The organism is Streptomyces griseiscabiei, from assembly GCF_020010925.1.
Lineage (GTDB): Bacteria > Actinomycetota > Actinomycetes > Streptomycetales > Streptomycetaceae > Streptomyces > Streptomyces griseiscabiei.
Genome location: NZ_JAGJBZ010000002.1, coordinates 17612 through 39601 on the forward strand (window position 1 = coordinate 17612; position 21990 = coordinate 39601).

18 protein-coding genes are annotated in these 21990 nt (G+C 66.7%); 7 read left to right on the top strand and 11 right to left on the bottom strand.

Features of this window, described 5'->3' with window-relative positions; translation table 11 throughout:
* Positions 1-20: 20 nt before the first annotated feature.
* Positions 21-2480 (top strand): galactose oxidase-like domain-containing protein, encoded by a 2460-nt coding sequence (locus J8M51_RS17695; protein WP_179202894.1) that lies wholly within the window; start codon positions 21-23, stop codon positions 2478-2480.
* A 90-nt stretch (positions 2481-2570) separates the two neighbouring features.
* On the opposite strand, the gene J8M51_RS17700 is transcribed toward J8M51_RS17695, so the two are convergent.
* Positions 2571-3044 carry a MarR family winged helix-turn-helix transcriptional regulator gene (locus J8M51_RS17700; protein WP_256964051.1) on the bottom strand — a complete coding sequence of 158 codons (474 nt, stop codon included), beginning with the start codon at positions 3042-3044 and terminating at the stop codon, positions 2571-2573.
* 96 nt (positions 3045-3140) lie between these two features.
* Here J8M51_RS17700 and J8M51_RS17705 point away from each other — a divergent pair, with 96 nt between their 5' ends.
* From J8M51_RS17705 to J8M51_RS17720, 4 genes are all read left to right on the top strand, one after another.
* Positions 3141-4334 carry an FAD-dependent oxidoreductase gene (locus tag J8M51_RS17705; protein WP_086752660.1) on the top strand — a complete coding sequence of 398 codons (1194 nt, stop codon included), beginning with the start codon at positions 3141-3143 and terminating at the stop codon, positions 4332-4334.
* A gap of 119 nt (positions 4335-4453) precedes the next feature.
* Positions 4454-6019, top strand: coding sequence for a multicopper oxidase family protein (locus tag J8M51_RS17710; protein ID WP_256964050.1), 1566 nt, complete (start codon positions 4454-4456; stop codon positions 6017-6019).
* A 190-nt stretch (positions 6020-6209) separates the two neighbouring features.
* On the top strand, positions 6210-7583 hold the full coding sequence (locus J8M51_RS17715) for a hypothetical protein (protein ID WP_086752659.1): 1374 nt from the start codon (positions 6210-6212) through the stop codon (positions 7581-7583).
* A 190-nt stretch (positions 7584-7773) separates the two neighbouring features.
* Complete coding sequence (locus J8M51_RS17720) at positions 7774-8094, top strand: hypothetical protein (protein WP_086752658.1); 321 nt, start codon at positions 7774-7776, stop codon at positions 8092-8094.
* Positions 8095-8148: 54 nt separating this feature from the next.
* Here the strand turns inward: J8M51_RS17720 and J8M51_RS17725 are convergent, their stop codons facing one another.
* The 3 genes from J8M51_RS17725 to J8M51_RS17735 all read right to left on the bottom strand — a co-directional run bounded on the left by J8M51_RS17725 (position 8149) and on the right by J8M51_RS17735 (position 9832).
* Positions 8149-8409, bottom strand: a complete 261-nt coding sequence (locus J8M51_RS17725) for a hypothetical protein (RefSeq protein WP_086752657.1) — start codon at positions 8407-8409, stop codon at positions 8149-8151.
* Positions 8410-8626: 217 nt separating this feature from the next.
* The gene (locus tag J8M51_RS17730; RefSeq protein ID WP_086752653.1) at positions 8627-8818 is read right to left on the bottom strand and encodes a hypothetical protein; all 192 of its coding nucleotides are present in this window, start codon (positions 8816-8818) and stop codon (positions 8627-8629) included.
* A gap of 294 nt (positions 8819-9112) precedes the next feature.
* On the bottom strand, positions 9113-9832 hold the full coding sequence (locus J8M51_RS17735; protein ID WP_086752651.1) for a GntR family transcriptional regulator: 720 nt from the start codon (positions 9830-9832) through the stop codon (positions 9113-9115).
* A 57-nt stretch (positions 9833-9889) separates the two neighbouring features.
* On the opposite strand from J8M51_RS17735, the gene J8M51_RS17740 reads away from it, so the two are divergent.
* A complete protein-coding gene (locus tag J8M51_RS17740; RefSeq protein WP_086752649.1) occupies positions 9890-10705 on the top strand; it encodes a class I SAM-dependent methyltransferase in 816 nt (271 codons plus the stop codon).
* Positions 10706-11037: 332 nt separating this feature from the next.
* Here J8M51_RS17740 and J8M51_RS17745 read toward each other — a convergent pair whose 3' ends face one another.
* The 7 genes from J8M51_RS17745 to trhA all read right to left on the bottom strand — a co-directional run bounded on the left by J8M51_RS17745 (position 11038) and on the right by trhA (position 19515).
* Positions 11038-13887, bottom strand: a complete 2850-nt coding sequence (locus J8M51_RS17745) for an NACHT domain-containing protein (RefSeq protein ID WP_179202892.1) — start codon at positions 13885-13887, stop codon at positions 11038-11040.
* A gap of 423 nt (positions 13888-14310) precedes the next feature.
* Complete coding sequence (locus tag J8M51_RS17750) at positions 14311-14640, bottom strand: hypothetical protein (RefSeq protein WP_086752648.1); 330 nt, start codon at positions 14638-14640, stop codon at positions 14311-14313.
* Between the two features lie 212 nt (positions 14641-14852).
* Complete coding sequence (locus tag J8M51_RS17755; RefSeq protein WP_086752646.1) at positions 14853-15218, bottom strand: hypothetical protein; 366 nt, start codon at positions 15216-15218, stop codon at positions 14853-14855.
* Between the two features lie 321 nt (positions 15219-15539).
* A complete protein-coding gene (locus tag J8M51_RS17760; protein WP_256965994.1) occupies positions 15540-16310 on the bottom strand; it encodes a Mut7-C ubiquitin/RNAse domain-containing protein in 771 nt (256 codons plus the stop codon).
* A 33-nt stretch (positions 16311-16343) separates the two neighbouring features.
* Positions 16344-16988 (bottom strand): TetR/AcrR family transcriptional regulator, encoded by a 645-nt coding sequence (locus J8M51_RS17765; RefSeq protein WP_086761058.1) that lies wholly within the window; start codon positions 16986-16988, stop codon positions 16344-16346.
* Between the two features lie 4 nt (positions 16989-16992).
* On the bottom strand, positions 16993-18597 hold the full coding sequence (locus J8M51_RS17770; protein ID WP_086761056.1) for a DHA2 family efflux MFS transporter permease subunit: 1605 nt from the start codon (positions 18595-18597) through the stop codon (positions 16993-16995).
* A 126-nt stretch (positions 18598-18723) separates the two neighbouring features.
* The gene (gene trhA, locus J8M51_RS17775) at positions 18724-19515 is read right to left on the bottom strand and encodes a PAQR family membrane homeostasis protein TrhA (protein ID WP_086761054.1); all 792 of its coding nucleotides are present in this window, start codon (positions 19513-19515) and stop codon (positions 18724-18726) included.
* Between the two features lie 353 nt (positions 19516-19868).
* Between trhA and J8M51_RS17780 the strand changes: the two genes are divergently transcribed.
* The gene (locus tag J8M51_RS17780; RefSeq protein WP_216588057.1) at positions 19869-21707 is read left to right on the top strand and encodes a phosphoenolpyruvate carboxykinase (GTP); all 1839 of its coding nucleotides are present in this window, start codon (positions 19869-19871) and stop codon (positions 21705-21707) included.
* Positions 21708-21990 lie beyond the last annotated feature (283 nt).

The window sequence follows — 21990 nt, forward strand, 5'->3', positions numbered from 1 at the left end:
AGAACCGTCTGACGGGCCGCTTGGCGGTCTGGGTCGGACACGGAAACAGACCCGGACCGAGACCGAGACCGAGGGTCAGACGCAGAACCGCCCTGCTGGCGGTCGGAGCACTCGCCTCCGGCCTCCTGCTGATCTCACCCCAGCCCGCGTCCGCCGCCAACCTCATCCAGAACCCCGGCTTCGAGACGGCCGGCGGTGACGACATGCCGTACTGCTGGGAGAAGTCGGGCTGGGGCGACAACGACTTCTCCTTCACCACCACGTCCGACGCCCACACCGGCGCCAAGGCCATGAAGGTCGAGCTGACCCGCCGGGTCTCCGGCGACCGCAAGGCCCTGATCACCGAGTCGGCGGCCTGCGCGCCGTCGGTCGCGGTGGGCAAGCAGTACGACCTGTCCCTCTGGTACAAGTCGACGACCCCGGACACCTCCGTCACCGTCTTCCGGCACGACACCACGGCCGGCTGGCAGTACTGGACGGACCTCAAGACGCTGGAGATGGCGGGCAGTTGGACCGAGGCGACGGTCCGCACCCCCGAGATCCCGGCGGGCACCGACCGCATCACCTGGGGCGCCTCCGTCTACGGCACCGGCTCCCTCACCACCGACGACTACACGATGGACGTCGTCGCCGACCCCGTCCCCGAACCGGAGTGCACGGGCACGGCGGACGAGTGCCTCAACGGCCGCTGGGACGTGCTGCCCACCCAGAACCCCGTCCGCTCCATGCACTCCGTCGTCCTCAACAACGGCAAGGTGCTGCTGATCGCCGGCTCCGGCAACAGCGAGGAGATGTTCGAGGCGGGCACCTTCACCTCGGCCGTGTACGACCCGGTGAACGGCACGTACAAGCAGATCCCCACGCCCGACGACATGTTCTGCGCGGGCCATGTCCAGCTGGACGACGGCCGGGTCCTCGTCATGAGCGGCAACAAGGCGTACCCGGCGGCCAACGGCTCGCACGGCTACGAGGGCTACAAGGACTCGTACATCTTCGACCCGGTGACGGAGACGTACAGCAAGACCAACGACATGAACGACGGCCACTGGTATCCGTCGGCGACGATCCTCGGCAACGGTGATGTCATCTCGTTCGGCGGTCTGCGCGAGGACTCCACGGGTTCGGTGACGGCCGAGCTGTGGTCGGACGCCGAGCAGCAGTGGCAGCCGCTGTGGAAGGTCAACCAGACCTGGTCGTACTGGGGTCTGTACCCGTCGATGATCCTGATGCAGGACGGCCGCCTCTTCTACTCCGGCAGCCATGTCTTCGGCAACAACATCCCCGGCACGGGGTCGGCGATCTACGACTACGACGCCAACACGGTCACCCAGATCCCGGGCCTGCAGCGGAAGGACGAGCGCGACCAGTCCGCGAGCGTGCTGCTGCCGCCCGCCCAGGACCAGAAGGTCCTGACGATCGGCGGCGGCAACATCGAGTCGAACCCCGAGGCGAACCGCCTCACGGACGTCATCGACCTCAAGGCCGCGAACCCCGCGTACGTGGCGGGCCCGCCGATCCCGCAGGGCACGGTCGACCTGGGCAACGGAAAGGTCGCGCAGACAGGCAACCAGGGCAAGATGTACGTCTCGGCGGTGCTCCTCCCCGACGGCAAGGTCCTGGAGACGGGCGGCGCCCTGCACAACCGCGCCGACCCGGTCTACGAGACGTCGCTCTACGACCCGGCCACGAACACGTTCGACCCGGTGGCGACGGACCCGGAGGAGCGCGGCTACCACTCGTCCGCCTTCCTGCTCCCGGACGGCCGTGTCATGACCACGGGTGACAACCCGGGCAACGGCTCCTGGAACCACGACGTGTCGATCTACACCCCGCCGTACCTGCTGAAGGGCGACCGCCCGGACATCACCTCGGTGATCGACAAGGAGTGGGTGTACGGCGACACGCAGCGCATCACGGTGGACCGGCCCATCGCCAAGGCGGAACTGATCCGCCCGGCCGCGGTGACCCACTCCTCCGACCCGAACCAGCGCTTCGTGGATCTCCCCTTGTCGGTCGACGGCAACAACGTCGACCTGAACGTGACGAGCAACCCCAACCTGGCCCCGCCCGGCTGGTACATGCTCTTCGCGGTCGACGCGAACGGTGTCCCGTCGGTGGCGGAATGGGTCCACCTCCAGGGCCCCTCCGCCCTCGCCGAAGCCTCCGGTGAGGCTCCCTCGGCCCATGTCCACGAGTTCGCCGAGTCCCCGAAGGGCAAGACCACGGGCCCGGGGAAGAAGGCGAAGTCCAAGAAGGTCAGCCCGACGATCTCCGGCTGCGACCGCCACTACGGCACGGCCAACGTGTGTGTGCCGACGGTCTTCCCGGACGAGGTCACGAACACGACGGCCGCGCGCTGCGCGTGGCTGAAGGAGAACGACTACGGCCGTCTGAAGGTCAACGGCAAGGACGATCCGCTGAAGCTGGACCGCGACAAGGACGGTCTGGCCTGTGGAAAGGCGGATGTGAAGCGCCGCTGACGGCTCGCTTCAGGTCCCATGGCCCCGTATTCGGCGGATGTCCGCCGGGTACGGGGCCGTCTCATGTGCGGTGGGGTGTGGTGCGGGCGTTCAGCTCTGCCCGGTGAGCGTGCCCGTGGCCCGCTGCTGGATCGCGGCCGACCGGCGGAGGAAGTCGAGGATCACGGCGAGCTGCTCGTCGGTGTACCCGGCGTACAGGGCTTCCAGACCGGTGACGAAATCGGCGAACAGCGGGCCGAAGCTCGCCACATGCTCCCGTTCGATCTCGACGATCACCCGGCGCCCGTCGACGCTGTCACGGGTCCGGCGGACGAAGCCCTTGCGCTCCAGCCGGTCGACCAGCCCGCTCACCGACGCGGGCGCCAGACCGGTGCGTGCGGCGATCTCTCCCGAGGTCAGCGGCCCCTCCCGCTCCAGCAGGTCGAGGGTCTTTTCCTCGGTCATGCCCAGGCCCATACGGGCGCCGACGGCGGCGTGGAACATCACTGCCGCGTTGCTGTGCTCGCGGCCCGCCTGGTGCAGCGAGGCAAGGAGTTCGCCGCGCCGATCAGCGTCGCTTGACACCCGTGCCACCCTCCTCATACATTTCGTTCGTGCGAACTAAATAACTTAGCGTCACCATGCTAGCACCGAGGGGGCGGAGCCACAATGACGAGAGTCATGACGAGAGTACTGATCATCGGCGGGGGGATCGGGGGCCTGACCATGGCCCTGGCGCTGCGGCGCGCGGGCTTCGAGCCACTGGTCCACGAGGCGTACGACCGGCCCGACGACTACGTGGGGTCGTTCCTGAACACCGCCTCCAACGGACTCGACGCGCTGCGCGCCATCGGCGTCGACCTCGCCCAGCGGGTGGACGGCGTCCCGATCCCGCGCATGATCCTGTCGAGCGGCTCCGGAAAGCGGCTCGGCGAGGTCGCCAACGGCACCACGCTGCCGGACGGCACGGTCAGCCTCTGCCTCCGGCGCGGCGAACTGCAGCGGGCCCTGCGCGAGGAGGCCCACGACCAGGGCGTCCCCATCGCCTACGGCAAGCGCCTCGACAGCTACCGGGCGCTGCCCACCGGGGTGGTCGCCCGGTTCACCGACGGCACCGAGGCCGGCGGCGACCTGCTCATCGGCGCCGACGGCATCCACTCCCGCACCCGGGGACTCCTCGACCCCGACGCGCCCGCGCCCCGCTTCACCGGTCTGCTCAGCGTCGGCGGATACAGCGACGGCACCGGGCTGGCCCCCACCACCGACACCCAGCATCTGGTCTTCGGCAGGCGGGCGTTCTTCGGCTACCTGGTCCGCGAGACCGGCGAGACCTACTGGTTCGCGAACCTCCACCGCCCGCAGGAGCCGACCCGGCGGGACCTGGCCGCCATGACCTCCGACCGGTGGCGGAGCGAGCTGACCGGCCTCTTCGCCGACGACACCCCCGTCGTGCGGCGCATCCTCGACCACACCGTCGGCGAGATCGGCGCCTACCCGGTGCACGACATCCCCACCAGCCCGGTCTGGCACCGCGGTCCGGCGGCGCTGATCGGCGACGCCGTGCACGCCACCTCGCCGTCCGCCGGCCAGGGCGCCTCGATGGCCATGGAGGACGCCGTCGTCCTCGCCCAGTGCCTGCGCGACGCGCCCGACACCGCCACGGCGTTCACCACGTACGAGCGTCTGCGCCGCCCCCGGGTGGAGAAGGTGGTGGCGTACTCCCGGACCCTGTCCGACAGCAAGACCGCGGGCCCCGTCGCCCGGGCCCTGCGCGACCTCATGATGCCCGTGGCGCTGCGGTTCTTCGCCAACCCCCGGGCGCATGCCTGGATGTACGACCACCACATCGACTGGGACCAGCCGGTGGGCGTCTGATGGGGGACCGGCTGAAGGGGGATCGGCTGATGGGGGACCGTCTGATAGGTGGGCGACTGATGGGTGGACGTCCGACGGGGGGAAGTCCGGCGGGTGGAAGTCCGACGGGCGGGCGTCCGGTGGGTGGACGGCTGACGGGGGGAAGTCCGGCGGGTGGACGTCCGACGGGCGGACGGCGTATCGACCGCCGGACCCTGCTGAAGCTGGGCCTGATCGGGGTCCCGGCCATCGCCGCCGCTGCCGGGGGCGGTCTGGCGTACCTCTGGGCGGGCGCGGACCTCGACACCGCCGGAAAGCTCGCCTTCACCAACCGGCTCGCCATACCGCCGCTCGATCGCGGGCGCCGTGACGACGCAGGCCGCCGGGTCTTCGATCTGCGGATCGCTCCCGGCAGGCACCGGTTCCGGCCGGGGCGGGCGACCCGGACCTGGGGCGTCAACGGCGCCTATCTCGGACCGACCCTGCGCGCGGCCGGGGGCGAGACCGTCCTGCTGCGGGTGCGCAACGACCTCCCGGAGGCCACCAGCCTGCACTGGCACGGAATGCATCTGCCCGCCGCCATGGACGGGGGACCGCACCAGCCGATCGAGCCGGGCCGCACCTGGTCGCCCACCTGGCGGATCGACCAGCCGGCGGCCACGCTCTGGTACCACCCGCATCCGCACGAGCGGACCACCCGGCACGTCTACCGGGGCGTCGCCGGCCTCTTCGTCGTCGACGAGCCGACGCCCGGACCGCGCGGCCTGCCCGACCGGTACGGCGTCGACGACTTCCCGGTCGTCGTCCAGGACAAACGGTTCCACGACGACAACCAACTCGACGAGTCCGGCCCGACGATGAGCGGAGCGGGCCCGGTCGGCGACACCGTCTGTGTCAACGGCACCCTCGCGCCCTACCTGGACGTCACCACCCGGCAGGTGCGGCTGCGGCTGCTCAACGCCTCCAGCACCCGGGTCTACCGCTTCGGACTGGCCGACGACCGCCCGTTCGCGCTGGTCGCTACGGATGGCGGGCTGCTGGCCGAGCCGTACCGGACGGACGAGGTGCAGTTGTCGCCCGGGGAGCGCGCCGAGATCGTCGTGTCCCCGGAACCGGGTGAGCGGATCGTGCTGCGCAGCCGTCCGCCCCGGCTCGGCCTCGACCCCTGGAACCGCCGTTTCGCCGGCGGCGACGACACCCTCGACATCCTCGAACTCCGGGCCGCGGACCGCCTGGAACCCTCGGCGCCCCTGCCCGAACGGCTCGCCGACGCGCCCCGGATCGACACATCGAAGGTCGCGGCGACCCGCGCCTTCGAACTCTCCGGCAACCGGATCAACGGCCGGGGCATGGACATGGCCCGCGTCGACTTCGCCGTCACCAAGGACACCACGGAGATCTGGGAGGTCACCGCCAACGACGGCGTACCGCACAACTTCCATGTCCACGACGTCCAGTTCCAGGTGCTGACCATCGGCGGCGAACCGCCCCCGGAGACCCTGCGCGGCTGGAAGGACACCGTCTACACCCCGCCCAACACCCCCGTCCGCCTCGCCCTCCGCTTCCGCGACCACGCCGACCGGCGGACGCCGTACATGTACCACTGCCATCTGCTCTACCACGAGGACCAGAACCTGATGGGCCAGTTCGTCGTCCTCGAACCGGGCGAGACCCCGGGCCGGCCACCGGTCCACCACGGCGGCTGAACAGGCGTCTCCGGGAGCGGTCTACCGGCTGGCAGGAATGCGTTGACAGCAATTTCGCGCGATGGTCTGATGGCCGTTCGTGAGTGAGTTGTCGGATGACGGGGGAATCGTGATATCTGCAGCGAAATCGGCAGCGAAATCGGCAACGAAATCTGCAACGAAATCTGCAACCAGGAAATTCGCGCGGATAATGTCCGCCGCCGCAGGAGCGCTTCTGCTGGTGGCGAGCGGCGGTGTGTCCCAGGCCGCCGATGTGTACGACGAGGTCAGAAAAGTGACCGACTCCGCCGAACTGACGAAACACCGGCTGCTGGAGCGACGGGTCTCAACCGCCACCATCGCAGAGCTGGACTCCCGACTTCCCAATGTCGGAGTCGGCGATGTACTCGCCAGCGCCAATCACCCCATGAAGTCGGTCAATTCGGGCCAGTGCGCGGCAAGAGAGGCCAAAGCGCTCCCCGTCAAGCCCGGCTATTCCTCCGGCTACTGCTGGGACACCGGCGACGCGATCACACAGCGCTGGCTCCCGCAGGGTCTGACCTCGTCCGGCGACGCCGACAACGACGGTCTGTGGGGGACCAACAAGGTGATTCTCTCGGGGTGGAAGTCCAACGACACCGGATTCTTCGACGAGTACGACCCGTCGAAGACGAAGTATCCCAACAGCCGCAACCTGACGCGCGTGGCGTTCATCGACGCGAATGACCCGTCCGCGATGAAGTACCGCTGGGTTCTGCTCGTGGTGCCCACCGAAGGCGGCGCCAACTTCGACAATCTCGGCGCCAACATCGGTGGAATGGCCTGGTTCGGCGACAAATTGATGATCACGGCGAAGGGGGAAGACTCACGCGACAACGCCCTCTTCGTCTTCTCCATGAAGCACATTCTGCAGGCGACGGTCAACGACGACGCCATCGGCAGAGTGAGCGGCGGATACTCGGCCCACGGATATCAGTACGTCATGCCGGCGATCGGCTCCTACGGTCTGATGAACGGCGGCTGCGGCACGGCCTCGGGAATCGCCTGCGCCGCCTCCATGTCGGTCGACCGGAGCGCCACGCCGGACAGCATCGTCCTCAACGAGTGGCACTCCTCCAGCGCCCCGAAGATCGGCCGCACCTGGAGCTACCGCCTGGCCGCACCGTCCGAGGCCGGAATGCCCCTGGAGGTGGACGCCTCCGGGTACGCCAAGGTCTCGGAGATGTACACCGCCGACATGTCCGGTGTGCAGGGGGCGCTCTGGTACACCGACCCGGCCACGGGCAAGCGGTCCTGGTACCTGCCCAAGCACCGCGGCGGCCCGGGCCAGCAGGGCGTCTACTACAACCGCGACACCCAGGGCAGAACGACGACGAGCTGCACGGGCACGGACTCGTCCGGAGCCTGCTGGGCGGCCCACTCGCAGGGCATGTCCCTCTGGTGGAACGGCAAGACGGTCTGGAGCCAGACGGAATGGGCCGCGAACGCGTCGGGGAAGTGGATCGACGAAGCGGTTGCGGGCTGGCAGTCGAAGGTCGTCCGCGAACGCGTCCTGTTCTCGGTGCCGCTGTCCTCCATGCCCTGAGTGTCAATGCTCTGAGGGCTGATGCCCTGAGCGATGGCCGGCTGCCGCGCGGCTCTGTACCTTGTTGCCATGACCGACAACCAAAGGGGCAGTGCCGCGTAGGCGCCCGTCCGTCCTGCGGGACGAGCGTCGAGTCCGCCGGACCAACCGACGCCTGTATCCATCCATCGACGGCCTGTCAGGCTCCTGCATGGCCGCCCTGCGCCGCCTCGAACGCGCCCGCTTCCTCCCCGACGCGACAGCGGAGGCGTTCTGGCACTGGAAGAGGCTCGCCCACGGCCCACTCCGGGACCTCGCGGCCCCGGAGACGGCCAACCGGTGCGGCCTCCCCGGCTGTTGCGACGTGGGCTACTTCCGCGACCACCTCGAAGCCGTACTGAACGCCCTGCCGACGAAGAGCGCACGCGAGCTACGCCTGCTCGTGACGGCCCTCGACGACAGGATTCTGCGGCGAGCACGAGCGATCCAGGTCGACAACCGAGGCGTGCCGTGGTGGCAGGACCAGCTCTAGGTCCGGCTCAGGGGCCCACATCCTCGGCCTCCTGCCTGATCGTCCCCATGTCGGTCAGGCTCGACCGACGATGCGAGCGGCACCGGGCGAGACTTGAACGGACTGACGGCAGTCCGGCGCGGCCAGGGGCACAGGCTCGCCGTCGAGGGCGCGGCAGAGGGCGGCGTGCAGGTGCTCGGCCTCGGCGAGGGTGAGGGGCAGCTCGGTGTCCGTCGGGTCTCCACCGGTACGAGTCACCCGTAGCGGTACGGCGAGATGACCGTCGCCGGTGCGCCGTACCGGCCGCTCGGGCGTGCGCTCGATGCTCCACCTCATGGCGTCTCCCTGCCCCTCCCGATGCGGGCGAGACGGTACGCGCCCCAAAGCCGCCGCCCCTCCCCGCACCCGTCCTGGGCCTTGGGGCGACCCTTGCAGCCATCGGTGCACTTACGGGTGTGCTCGAACCACAGCCGGTAGGCGCGAAGCATGGGAATCTCGGCGCGCCGGGTGACGCCCTGGACCCGTCCCCGTTCCTGCTCCTGTTCGCCGATCATCAGATCACCTCCGTGAACTGACGTGCCTGCCTGGCTTGTTGGCGCACCTCGGGAGTCAGGATGTACGCGCCGACGAGGGTGCTGGCGATGTCCTCGGCGCTGATGTCCGGCAGTTCGGTGCGCGGCCACGGACATCGGGTGCGGGCTCGGCCTCTGCGGCGCCGAGCGCTGGCGAGGAAGGCGGCCCACATCTCGGGGGAAGGGTGGTTGGTGGGTGTGCTTGGGGCGGTGGTCGGTGCGGTTACGGGTTCGTGGGCCGCACGGTCGGATTCAGGTTCAGGTGGCCCGAAGAGCGCGGCCCTCACTCGTACGAGTGCCCGTGACAGAAGGTGCATCGTCGGTCTCCTTGTCAGGTCGGATCGGCCATGCCCCGCGACCGTGTGCGGGTGGTCGCCGGGGTCTGCCGTGCCTGTTGCGGGGGTGGCGTTGGCCCAAAAAAAGACTGGACCGGTGGACCGGTCCAGTCAAGCGAAACGCCAGATTCCCTACCGCATGGGGTAGTTGTCGACCTGCTCGAACACATGAGAGGCCGTCACTCCCACTTCGCAGACGAGCGGCCGGTGATCCTGGTCGAAGGCCACGTGCAGTACGACGGCGACCGCGGCCGGTTGCTCCACTTCGAGCAACTGGGCCTCATCGCTGTCGGCCAGTCGCACCGTCGTCGTGTCAGTTCCCTCCACCGGCATACGACCTGTCTCGCGCCGCACGTAGTGCGTGGTCCCCTCGGCGATGGGCCCCTTCAGCGCCAGACGCGGGGCGGCGTCAGCGATGGCGGCCGGAAACCAGGCAGTCACGAGCGTGTGTGGGGAGCCGTCGTCGAGCAACACGAGCCGGATTCTCCGCAGTGCTTCCTCGCCCGACTTCAACTCCAGCGCTGCCGCGACGTGGGGCGGCGGCACCGTACGGTCGGGGACACCGATGCGTCGGTACGGGGCACCACCTGTGACCCGGGTGGAGTCGGCACGGCGGGCGCCGGCGGGCCGGGCGACGGGGGTTTCGGCGACGACGAACCCCGCACCCTGCCGAGCGCTGACAAGGCCGTCGTTGCGCAGAACGTCGTACGCCTTGACGACGGTGGCTCTGGACACATCCCACTGCTCGGCCAGATCGCGTCCGGACGGAAGCAGGCTCCCGGGACCGAACTCGCCGTTCGCGATCCGGGTGCGTAGATCCTCGGCGATCTGCTCGTACTTCAGCTGCGGCATGGGTGTCTCGCTTCCGATCACTGGACTGGTCCACCGGTTCGCCACCAGAATGCCCGTATGACGAGCCCTGAGGTAGCGCCGGAGATCGTGAGGTTCTACACGGAGACGATCGACGAGTCCGACCGCCTGTCCACGACGGCTGACGGACACCTGGAACTGGTCCGCACCCAGGAACTGCTACGCCGTCACCTGCCGCCCCCACCCGCCCGCATCCTCGACGTGGGCGGCGGCCCCGGCACCCACGCGCGCTGGCTGGTGGCCGACGGCTACGAAGTCCACCTCATCGACCCGATCCCCCGCCACTTGTCCCAGGCCGAACGGGTCGGCGCCACAGCGGAGTTGGGCGACGCCCGCCACCTCACGTCTCCGGACGCCTCGTACGACGTCGTCCTCCTCCTGGGCCCCCTCTACCACCTTCCCGACCGCACCGACCGCGACCGTGCCCTCGCCGAGGCCTACCGCGTACTCAAACCGGGCGGCCTCCTCGCCGCGGCCGGCATCAACCGCTACGCCTCCCTCTTCGAGCACACAGCCTTCGCCCACCTCCACAAGGAGCCCCTGCGCGACAGCATCACCAACATCCTCGCCACCCAGGTCCACGACGGCAGAAAGGCGTTCACGAAGGCGTACTTCCACAGCGGCGCCCAACTGCTCGGAGAGGTAGCCGCCGCCGGTTTTACCTCCGCCGGGGTCTACGGCATCGAAGGCCCGGCTTGGTCCCTCCTGGCGGCAACGGAACGCCACACGGGGGAGCCTCTCACCGACTCGCCGCTCTTCGAATCGGCACTGACCGCGGCGCGGATGGCGGAGCCCTACCCGGAGTTGCTGTCAGCGAGTTCGCATCTACTAGCGGTTGGCCAAAGGCCTAAATAACCGGTTGTCCACAGGCGGCCATGGCGCGCTTAGAAAGGCCTCACAGCCACCGTCAACCATCAGCTGGGATCGAAGTGTCAAGCATCACCCGGGACCGGACAAAGCCCAGCGGACCGACTGAGTTACAACTTTCTCTACTGGTTCAAGGCCCGCGCACAGCGCGGGCGCGCGCCGCCGGGTGGGCTCGCCGCTCTGTCTTCGCCAGCGGCGAGCCCACCCGGCGGCGCGCTGGCGACTGCATGCAGAAGATTCCCCCTCTCGGGCGTTCGCCCGGCTCTATGCAACCACTTTGGCATGCCCCTCGAAGATCATGGACCCGACATTTTCCCAGCTCAAGCATCTTCCGGAGTCGACAAAGAAAATTCGCTTCTAGCCCACCGCAAAACGAAATCTCTGAATTGCGGATCAAGTTCGCTGCTGCAGCTATCAAAACGGTGATCGTGGGAGCCGTTTCGGCGCATTTCCGCAACAGAGGCGAAAAGTGCGTGAGTGTCAGCGTAATTAGATTCCCCGTCCTCACTGTCACGCTCAGGGGAATCTTCGCCAGAAAACTCCATTTCAATGCCGAGCATCCAGCTCAGCAGCATGCATGCTGTCATGTTTTTATCTTCACCCAGCTCCATGGAATAGAAGTTGAAGCTTTGTTCGCCATACATCCAGGGAGTTTGCGCGTCCATGAGTTTGTTAATCACATCACCGGAAATTCGCTCACGCTCTTCGTAATTCCATCGCTTTCTCGGATATGCGAGTTCGGAGATCAGATTGTGGGATCCGCGCCTGCCCGTGTGCGGGCTGATTCCTTGGATTGTCGCAACTGAAGCGCCGTGCCATGAAATTGCAGTTTCGACTTCAAGTAGGCCAAAGAGAACAGCTGCAGCAGCAGCCCTCTTATCCGTTCGAGCTAGCGCAGCCAGGTTGATTTCTCGAGCGCTACGAAGATCCTGCTGAGACCAGAAATCCCGCACCTCGCTGCTCGCATGGTGCGGAACTGATTCAACCATAGAGATCTGCCAGGTAACATCATGATAACTGAGCTGCGCATCACGCTTGAAATTAAGGAGCTCGTCAACTGCAACTCCCCTCATTTCAGGCGTACACATGCTGACTCCAGACCAAGCGCTGACGAGGGCGTCAGTATCTTGTCGGCTTACACGCCTTGCAGGCGACCGCAAACTACAAGTCACCTGAAGCTCGGATACGATTTCACGTACGATGGCAGGACGGAGAGCCATGAATTCCAGGAGCCGAGCGCAGAAGGAAATCAAAGCCGTCTTCTGTTTAAAGTTCTCCAAACCGCGGGCGTCGTTCAGAGCTAGACGAACAAAGTCATTGGCTGCATCCCCCAGTCGTTCATCCAGAAACTGGACAGCCAACTGCGAAGTCACATCCCAGGATTCATCGATCAAATGATCTCGGAGCTTTACGTACAGGGCATCAGCGCCTCCGCTATCTCGCACTAGTTGTCTAGCAGAAAAGTACTCAAGAAACGTCCTGTGGGTGAAAGAGTAAATCCGTTCTCCGTCTGGATTTGTGCCGACGTCAGTTAGTACCCAGGCCCGTCCTCGGCAATACTGAACGAACGCCTCAGCGGCAGCATCTGCGCTATCTCGGTCCTCATACTGCTGGCCCAAGAGATAGTCAGAGGTGTAGCGAATTAGCTCCCTCTCGGTCATTCCCCCCTTACTTCCAGAATTATCCAGCATGCTCAGAGCCAGACTGAACATGGCGAACCTGATGCCTTGTTCAAAGGGCTTCTGGACAGAGATCCCTCGTGACGCATCCCACCTCTCAAAGAGAAACTCTGAGCATCTCCGATAGAGGTCCGGGCGGTTTCTAGGAATGTACCCCTCCCCTCTATATAGTGCGCACATGAGCCCGAGCATAAGAGGGTTAGAAGTCAAGTCCGAAGCGTGAGATGATTCGACCAAGAATCGGGTAGACATATCGCCATCGCCAACTGATCCCTTAACTTGGGAAAACCACTTCTGAACATATTCCTGCTTCTGCATGCCACCAAAAGGAGAAAGTTGAGCCACGGCGAACATGTTCTCGTCCAGAGGGGCCATTTCATAGCCTACTCGGCGGGACGTAACGAGAATCGGTGTTGTTGGATACGCATGGGCGAAGGCTTCGACAATATCGACGATTGTCTCGCGGAGGCTAGTATCAGTGAGTTCATCCAAACCGTCGAATACAACAACGGCTCGCCCGTTCAAGAGAAGGTACTCGATGGCACCTTCAGATGCAGGTGTTGAGTAGACCGCCTCAGACTGCTTCTCGAGAAAACGGATAATGGATTCTTGGTTCGCTTTATAGTGGCTAGCATATTCTCGAAGAACAACACGCAGAGGTGTCTGTAGAGCTGACCCTGTTCCTAGTCCTCTAGCCACATCCAGGGTGAGCTTAAGTGCCAGTGTTGTCTTGCCACCCCCAGGGTCACCGAGAATAACTAGCCTAGTAGTCTGCTTGAGAAGGTTTCGCACATCGGATGGTCCTTCATCATCTTCCTCTCCGAGCTTCAGATTCGGCGGAACGTATAGACTTTCAAACGCAACCCGGGCGCCGGATTCGGTTTGCGCTGGCCGGATTCGACCGTGCACCTTAGCGCTTTGTCGAGAAAGGCGCACTGAAAAGAGATCAACCTCCGAGAGATCTGCCAGCTTACGGTGGATTTCTGCATTTCGCGCCGCAGACGCAATATGTGATGAGATAATCTCGGGCGTGAGAGCCCGCTTTGCGATGCCACTTTCTTTCTGGTGGCGATTTACTTCCCGCCAAGAAATTGACACGATCTCCGTAAAGAGAGCCTGTGAAATCATCTTGATGTTTGAATCCGCCACGCCAGCATACCTGCGCAGGGAGATTTCGAAAGTTTCCTTCAGTGCTTGCAGATGGCTGTCAGGATTTTCTGGCATGCACCCCGCAATTGCTACTTGGAAGCAAAGGTTCTCAAATTCGGCTGACCTCATGAATTTGAGGGTTTTTTCTCGGTCGACCATGGAAATGTCCACGATGGCCTGTTCTACTTCTCCTGTGCCATGAAACTCGACCTCGGCAGTCCGCTTCTTAATCGCACGACGCTCAAGACGCGAGCGGACCCCACCAAGCAACAACGGCCCTGCCGCTCGTCCTGCCGCTGAACCTGCCGCAGACACAACACCGGTCGTGATCGGGTCTGGCATCGCTCCCCCTTCAGTGGTTAAAAAATCGTGAGACGAGACTAGGGTAAAGAGCTCCTGTCTGAGGCCCATATGCGTAAAGCCCATCATGATAGATGTTGGTGCGGGCATGCGAAATCGAGCGAGAGGAAGTGTGGCGTCTAACGTCTGCCGAAGTGGCTAGTGCTCACCGTTCGCACAGGTCAGCGCCGTAGCAGAGGCAAGAGCAACGCACTTCTCCGACCCGAGAGTTTGAGAGCCAAGTTCCCTCAAGCAGTCACGTTCACGGGTCGGCCGTCGCGGCTTGCTCTGGTCGACGACGCGGCAGCGTGGCTGAGGCCGGTGGGGGTGCAGCGAGGCACACGCGCGCCTGATGGGTCGCAGCGCCCACCATCGTGGCTGACTGTCGTCGGCTGAGGCACAGGCGCCAGCCTCTCCCCGCTCCGTTCAGGACCAGGCCGTGAAGTCGGCGGATTCGTCGAGGTGGAACGCGGAGCCCAGAGCCGTCGGAGTCCAACCCGCACGGAGAGCAAGCTGAATGGCCCGGGCAACATCGGACGGCAGTACAGCCGTGGCCTCGCGTCCGAACCAGTTACTCGGGTGCGGTTGGTTGGTGGTGACCACGAGCGTCATACCCGGGGTGTCTGCATGCTCGACCGCGAACGTGCACGGCGACCAGGCCAAGCCCTGGCAGTACGTCGGCCGGCCTCGCAGCCGCCAGCGGTAGGCCGTGCCGTCGACGACGATCCGTCGTGATCCCTTGCGGACCAACGCCATGACTCCCCCTCCAACAGCGAAGATGCTAGCGAGCCCGGCCCCGCCGTCCGTCTCAGTTTCCGTCTCATTCAGCGCCGTTCGCGGCCGTTCAGACGGGACCGAAGACGGTAGCCGCTTCCACGGCCGACCGCCCATGAACGCAGGTGAACGGCCCCATACGCGACCCCGGGGCGCACCACCACAGTTGGAACGCGTGTTGGCGATGCAGAGCTTCAGCAGGTGTCCGGTCGTGGTGGGCCCGGTTGGGTTTGCCGGACTCCGGTGCACGCCACCAGCGTGCTGCCGTCCTCGTCGAGAAACAGCATGAAGACCCACGTTCCGTCAGCCGTCCTGATCTGACCCAGTCGTACTGGTCGACCGTACAGGTCGAGGCGTTGCACGGCCCGCGCCAAGCCGGAGGTCTCGATGCTCCTCCGAAGGGTGTGACGGAGTCGGCGCCCATAGACCGTCGCGAGCGACTTGGCTGACGACGTTCCGTCCCAGACGATGTAAGAAGCGCCGGCGCGGAGAGCAGACAGAGCGGCCAACGACGTCTCGTCACCACCGCCCAGCAGCCGTTCGAGCTGCTCCCACTCCATGGCTTCACCCCCAGGCCGGGATCCTGCTGTATAGCAACGAAGTACAGCAACCCGAGTAGCCGCCACCGACCGACAGCGGCTCTCGTGACTCTCCCCGCAGCCTGTGTGACCCCCCAATGACCGACCTCTACAGAGCTACGGATCAGAAGGTGCACGGGCCCCATCCGTGCCCGATCCAGCGGGAAACCACGGGGAACCACGGCTCTGAGCGGGCAACGCACACGTGATCGGCCCCTGACCGTCATACCTGGTCAGGGGCCGCTTCACCTGGCGGTGGGTGTGGGATTTGAACCCACGGTGACATCGCTGCCACGACGGTTTTCAAGATTGTTCGCGGACAGGCTTGGCCATGGGGCCCGCCTCGGTCCTCCTCAGCGCCTCCCGCACGATCGCCTCCAACTTCTCGTGATGCGCCCCCTTCCAGTACGCGCGGCCGCAGGTGTCGCACTGGGCGAAGACGTCGTACGACCGTTCTGTCCCGCCCTCAAGACGGTCTGCGACCTCTTCCTTCGTCGCCGGCTTCAGCAGGCCGTTGCAGGCGGTGCAGCGAGTCCAAGGCCGCAGCTCTGGGGCGAACCGGTCCAGGACGTCGCGGAGTTGGTCCTCCGGCTGCGTGCTGTAGATGTACGCGCCCGCCCACAGCTCCCGGCGGCGGAGGAGGCCCCGGTCGCGGCTGAGCATGACGCGTTGTTCGGTGGCGGAGAGGGTGGCGAGGGCCGGGTCGCCGAGGTCGGTCGACTCGTAGGCCGCGTCCACTCCCAACAGGCGCAGGCGGCGGGCCAGGGTGCCGAGGTGGACGTCGAGGAGGAAACGGAGCGGGGCGCCGGGGATGTGTTGGGGGCGCTCCACCGCCTGTACGGTCACCGACTCGCCGGCCGTCGGGATGTGGGAGACCGGCACCGTACGGCCGTCCACCACCAGCGCGCCCACCTCCGTCAGGGGGACGCCCAGGGACTCCACGACATGGCCGAGCGTCGAGACCCCGTCGGTGGCCAGCGGGGTCGCGGGACCTCGGCGGGCGTGGGGGACGAACAGGGCCAGTTCGGGGGCTACTTCGATGTGGATTTCGGTGTGGATCTCGGCGGGTTTCACCTGGTCAGGATGGCATGGGGGAGGGGGGACGGCTCAGGGGTTTTCCGTCGGCAGGCCCTGTTGGATCGTGGTCAGGGCGCGGTCCACCAGCGTGGCGAAGTCGTCGCGGTGGTCGTTCTCCGCCCAGTAGAGGAAGGTTTCCATCAGGCCGCCGATCAGGGACATCGCCCAGACGCGGACCTCCAGGCTGTGCGAGTCGAGGCCGGTGCGTTCGGCGATGGCGGTGCAGAGCATGCGGCCCGTCACCGACATGCTCTCCATCATGCGGGAGCGGACGGCCGGGACCTGGACCATGAGGTGGGTGCGGAGCTTCGCCACCTCCAGGTCGTCCTCGATGCCCGTGCGGACCGCCTCCCGCATGACATACCTCAGGGCGTCCGGCAAGGGCTCGTCCGCCGGGCGGGCCCGCAGTTCCTCCAGGAGGATCGGGTCGTACTCGTCGGTGAGGACGATGTCCTCCTTGGTCGGGAAGTAGCGGAAGACGGTCGACGGGGACACCTCCGCCCGGTCGGCGATCTGCTCGATCGTCGTGGCGTCGTAGCCCTGCTCCCGGACGAGCGCGTAGGTCGCGGCGCGGATCGTCTCGCGTGTCTTGATCTTCTTCCGCTCACGCAGTCCGAGCGGAGCGGGAGAGTGGGCGGTGGGAGTGGTGGGAGTAGTGGGATGTGCGGCCGTCATGGGGTCATTGTCGGGCATCGGCCGCGGAGGGGGCCAGGTCACGGCCGGTGCCGGTGCCGGTGCCGGAGTCGGGGCCGGTGGTCCCTTCGCCCCTGGCGTCCCCGTCCGTCTTCGTCCCCGGCAGGAACGCCGCCGCCAGCAGCGCCGCGACCAGGGACGCGCTGCCGCAGACCAGCAGGACCACGCCCATGCCGTGGACGTACGAGGTGTTCGCGGAGGTGAGGAGGTCGGCCGTGCCCGTCCGTTCGGCGATCAGGTGTGCCGCCACCACCGAGTCCCCGGCCGTGTCCGCAGCCCGCGCGGGCAGCCCGGTCACGTCGAGGCGGTCCCGGAACACGCCCGCGAGCAGACTGCCGAGCAGGGCGATGCCGATCGCGCTGCCGACCTGGCGCAGTGTCATCAGCAGCCCCGAGCCGCTGCCGGCCCGGTCGGTGGGCAGGGTGCCGAGCGCGTCGGACATCGCGGGCACGATCGCCAGCCCGAACCCGGCCCCGGCGCACGCCAGCCACAGCGCCGTGAAGCCGTAGCCGGAGTCGACCGTCGTCCGGCTGCCGAAGAGCGCCGCGAAGGCCAGCACCACCAGGCCCGCGCTCACGACGGCGCGCGATCCTAGGCGGGCGACGAGCGGCTGCGCGGTCCGGGCGCCGACCAGCAGGCCGCCCATCAGCGGGAGGAGGCGTACGCCGGTGCCCAGGGCGTCGTGGCCGAGGACGGCCTGGAGGTAGGGCGGCAGGACGAAGAGCAGGCCGGAGAGGACGAACATCCCGAGGGTCGCGGCGAGGGTGTTGAAGAGGAAGCCGCGCTGGGCCAGCAGGCCCATGTCCAGCATGGGGCGGACGGACCGGCGTTCGCGCAGCACCAGAGCGGTGATGAGGACCGCGGCGCCGGCGAACATGCCCAGCACCAGCGGGTCGGTCCAGCCACGCGTGGGGGCCTCGATGATCGCGTAGATGAGGGAGCCGAGGCCGGTCGAGGTGAGTGCGGTGGAGACGGTGTCGACGCGCGGCGAGGCGGGGTCCCGGGTCTCGGGGAGCAGGAAGACACAGGCGGCGATGCCGATCGCGGCCATCGGGACGTTGATGAGGAACACCGAGCCCCACCAGTAGTGGTTGAGGAGCCAGCCGCCGATGATCGGGCCGAGCGGCAGACCGAGCATGGAGCCCGCCGAGACGATGCCGACCGCCTTGGTGCGCTCGGCCGGGGTGAAGAGCGAGGGCAGCACCGAGAGGGCGAGCGGGGTGACCAGCGCGGCGCCGATCCCCATCACGGCGCGGGCCGCGACGACCGCGTTCACGTCCTGGGCCAGCGCGCCCACGACCGATCCGGCCAGGAAGATCCCGAGACCGACGATCAGCATCAGCCGCCTGCCGAACCGGTCACCGAGCAGTCCGGCCGGGAGCATCAGCGCCGCGAACACGACGATGTACGCGTCCGCCATCCACTGCTGCTCACCGGTGGTGGCGCCCAGATCCCCGGCCATGGTCGGCAGCGCCACGTTGAGGATCGTCATGTCGAAGCCGAGCGTCAGCATGCTCGCGACCAGGGCGGCGAGGGCCCACCAGCGGCGGGGGTCGGGCCGGGCCTGAGAAGAGCTAATGACAGTGTCCATGAAATGAGAGTAGCTCTCAAAAGGTGGGGAGTGTCAATATGGGGCTGGTGCGCGGGCATACGAAAGTGGCCGCGGCTTGGTAGCCACGGCCACTGGAGAGGACGGCGTTTCCGGTCGTCCCGGAGGTTATCCGTGCTGGTAGGCCACCAGCGAGATCCCCACGTAGTGCACGACGAACGCGGCGAGGGTGAAGGAGTGGAAGACCTCGTGGAAACCGAACCAGCGCGGTGACGGGTCCGGGCGCTTGAGGCCGTAGATGACTCCGCCGACGCTGTAGAGCAGGCCGCCGACGATCACCAGGACGAGGACGGCGATCCCGCCGGTGCGCATGAAGTCGGGCAGGAAGAAGACGGCCGCCCAGCCCATCGCGATGTAGCAGGGGGTGTAGAGCCAGCGTGGGGCGCCGACCCAGAAGACCCGGAAGATGATGCCGGCCAGTGCCGCTCCCCAGATGCCCCACAGCAGCCAGTCGCCCTTGCCGTCCGGCAGGAGCAGCATGGTCAGCGGGGTGTAGGTGCCGGCGATGATCAGGAAGATGTTGGCGTGGTCGAGCCGGCGCAGGATGCCGTCCATGCGCGGGCTCCAGTTGCCCCGGTGGTACAGCGCGCTGACACCGAACAGCAGACAGGCGGTGAGGACGTAGATCCCGCAGGCGATGCGTCCGCGGGTGGAGTCCGCGAGGGCGGTGAGCACCAGGCCGGCCACGAGGACCGCCGGGAACATGCCCAGATGCAGCCAGCCCCGGAGTTTGGGCTTGATCTCGCCGGTGATCTGGTGGATCTCGTCGGTGATCTGGTGGGCGATCTGCTGCGGCAGGGATCGCGTGTCCTGGGGCGGCAGGGATCGCGTATCGGAATCGCGGCCGTCGGCCGGCGTGTCCGTGTGTGCATCGGGGACGGACGCTGTCATGCCTTGCATCGTACCTACGGAGCCGTAACTTACGGGACCGTGCGGGCTGTTCGCGTTCCTCGAAGTGGCCATCATCTCACGCGGGGCCGGGGCGCGGGGTGTTCGAGCACACATCCGGGCACCCGTGGTGAGGCCGTGGTGACGCACGGAAACCTCCCGGGCGGGAACCGGTGAGTGGCGATGGTCACGATGCTCAGGTGTGAGGCCCTCTGGACATATGGGCACTCCCGTCGGATGATCAAATGAGTGTGGTCGGCACCGGATGAGCGCCCATAGATCGATTCCGCGATCGAATCCGTGAAGCATCCGGGTCGCAGCCCCCACGGGGCCTCCAACAAAAAATCCCTCATTTAGGAGCAATCGTGGCGCGCGACATCGCGGCTCCCCCTTCCACCGTCCCGACCACCCACCGAGAACTCGTGGCGTGGGTGAACGAGATCGCCGAACTGACCGAGCCGGACAACGTGGTCTGGTGCGATGGATCCGAGGCCGAGTACGAGCGCCTGTGCGGGGAGCTCGTCGAGAAGGGCACCTTCCGGAAGCTCGACCCGATCAAGCGCCCGAACTCCTACTACGCCGCGTCCGACCCGACCGATGTCGCCCGGGTCGAGGACCGCACCTTCATCTGTTCCGAGAAGGAGGAGGACGCGGGCCCCACCAACCACTGGAAGGCCCCCGCCGAGATGCGGGAGATCTTCCAGGGCGAGGACGGTGAGAAGGGCGGGCTGTTCCGCGGCTCGATGCGCGGTCGCACGATGTACGTCGTGCCGTTCTGCATGGGCCCGCTGGGCTCGCCGCTCTCCGCCATCGGCGTCGAGATCACCGACTCCGCGTACGTCGCCGTCTCCATGCGCACCATGACCCGTATGGGACAGCCGGTGCTGGACGAGCTCGGCTCCGAGGGCTTCTTCGTGAAGGCCGTGCACACCCTCGGCGCCCCGCTGGAGCCCGGCCAGGCCGATGTGCCGTGGCCCTGCAACTCCACCAAGTACATCTCCCACTTCCCCGAGACCCGCGAGATCTGGTCGTACGGCTCCGGGTACGGCGGCAACGCGCTGCTCGGCAAGAAGTGCTACGCCCTGCGCATCGCCTCGGTGATGGCACGGGACGAGGGCTGGCTCGCCGAGCACATGCTGATCCTCAAACTGACCCCGCCGCAGGGCGAGTCGAAGTACGTGGCCGCCGCCTTCCCGTCGGCCTGCGGCAAGACCAACCTCGCGATGCTGGAGCCGACGATCTCCGGCTGGACCGTCGAGACCATCGGTGACGACATCGCGTGGATGCGCTTCGGCGAGGACGGGCAGCTCTACGCCATCAACCCCGAGGCCGGGTTCTTCGGGGTCGCGCCCGGCACCGGTGAGCACACCAACGCCAACGCGATGAAGACGCTCTGGGGCAACTCCGTCTTCACCAACGTGGCGCTCACGGACGACGGCGACATCTGGTGGGAGGGGATGACGGAGGAGACCCCGGCCCACCTCACCGACTGGAAGGGCAACGACTGGACACCGGGCGCCGAGGCGCCGGCCGCCCACCCGAACGCCCGCTTCACGGTCCCCGCGTCCCAGTGCCCGATCATCGCGCCCGAGTGGGAGAACCCCAAGGGCGTGCCGATCTCCGCGATCCTGTTCGGCGGCCGTCGTGCCACGGCGGTGCCGCTGGTGACCGAGTCCTTCGACTGGAACCACGGCGTGTTCCTCGGCGCGAACGTGGCGTCCGAGAAGACCGCGGCGGCCGAGGGCAAGGTCGGCGAGCTGCGCCGCGACCCGTTCGCGATGCTGCCCTTCTGCGGCTACAACATGGGCGACTACATGGGCCACTGGGTCGATGTCGCCAAGGGCAAGGACCAGGCGAAGCTGCCGAAGATCTACTACGTCAACTGGTTCCGCAAGAACGACGCGGGCAAGTTCGTGTGGCCCGGCTTCGGTGAGAACAGCCGGGTCCTGAAGTGGATCGTGGACCGGCTGGACGGCAAGGCGGAGGGGGTGGAGACGCCGATCGGCATCCTGCCGGCGCCGGGGGCGCTCGACACGGAGGGGCTCGACCTCTCCTCGGCCGACCTCGACTTTCTGCTGACCGTCGACAAGGAGGTGTGGCGGGAGGAGGCCGCGCTGGTGCCCGAGCACCTCAATACCTTCGGTGATCACACGCCGAAGGAGCTGTGGGACGAGTACCGGGCGCTGGTGAGCCGCCTGGGCTGACGCCCCCTTCTGCTCCGCGGTCGGCCGGGTATGGGTTGCCCTGACCAGTGACTTCTCCTTGGCCGACCGCGGATTTTTTGTGCGCCTTCGGGGTGGGGTGGGGTGGGGTGGGGTTCGTGGGCGGGTGCGGGTCCGGTGGGGGCTGGTCGCGCAGTTCCCCGCGCCCCTAGAAGACCCAGGCCCCTGCGGGCCTGAAAGACCAGGCTCCTGGGGGTTCGTGGGCGGGTGCGGGTTCGGTGGGGGCTGGTCGCGCAGTTCCCCGCGCCCCTAAAAGCAACAGGCC

Bases quoted from the DNA above. Each gene is read 5' to 3' on its own strand.
- J8M51_RS17705 (WP_086752660.1), top strand. From the start codon at position 3,141: ATGACGAGAGTACTGATCATCGGCGGGGGGATCGGGGGCCTGACCATG.
- J8M51_RS17715 (WP_086752659.1), top strand. From the start codon at position 6,210: ATGTCCGCCGCCGCAGGAGCGCTTCTGCTGGTGGCGAGCGGCGGTGTG.
- J8M51_RS17720 (WP_086752658.1), top strand. From the start codon at position 7,774: ATGGCCGCCCTGCGCCGCCTCGAACGCGCCCGCTTCCTCCCCGACGCG.
- J8M51_RS17725 (WP_086752657.1), bottom strand. From the start codon at position 8,409: ATGAGGTGGAGCATCGAGCGCACGCCCGAGCGGCCGGTACGGCGCACC.
- J8M51_RS17730 (WP_086752653.1), bottom strand. From the start codon at position 8,818: ATGTGGGCCGCCTTCCTCGCCAGCGCTCGGCGCCGCAGAGGCCGAGCC.
- J8M51_RS17735 (WP_086752651.1), bottom strand. From the start codon at position 9,832: ATGCCGCAGCTGAAGTACGAGCAGATCGCCGAGGATCTACGCACCCGG.
- J8M51_RS17740 (WP_086752649.1), top strand. From the start codon at position 9,890: ATGACGAGCCCTGAGGTAGCGCCGGAGATCGTGAGGTTCTACACGGAG.
- J8M51_RS17745 (WP_179202892.1), bottom strand. From the start codon at position 13,887: ATGCCAGACCCGATCACGACCGGTGTTGTGTCTGCGGCAGGTTCAGCG.
- J8M51_RS17750 (WP_086752648.1), bottom strand. From the start codon at position 14,640: ATGGCGTTGGTCCGCAAGGGATCACGACGGATCGTCGTCGACGGCACG.
- J8M51_RS17755 (WP_086752646.1), bottom strand. From the start codon at position 15,218: ATGGAGTGGGAGCAGCTCGAACGGCTGCTGGGCGGTGGTGACGAGACG.
- J8M51_RS17765 (WP_086761058.1), bottom strand. From the start codon at position 16,988: ATGACGGCCGCACATCCCACTACTCCCACCACTCCCACCGCCCACTCT.
- J8M51_RS17770 (WP_086761056.1), bottom strand. From the start codon at position 18,597: ATGGACACTGTCATTAGCTCTTCTCAGGCCCGGCCCGACCCCCGCCGC.
- trhA (WP_086761054.1), bottom strand. From the start codon at position 19,515: ATGCAAGGCATGACAGCGTCCGTCCCCGATGCACACACGGACACGCCG.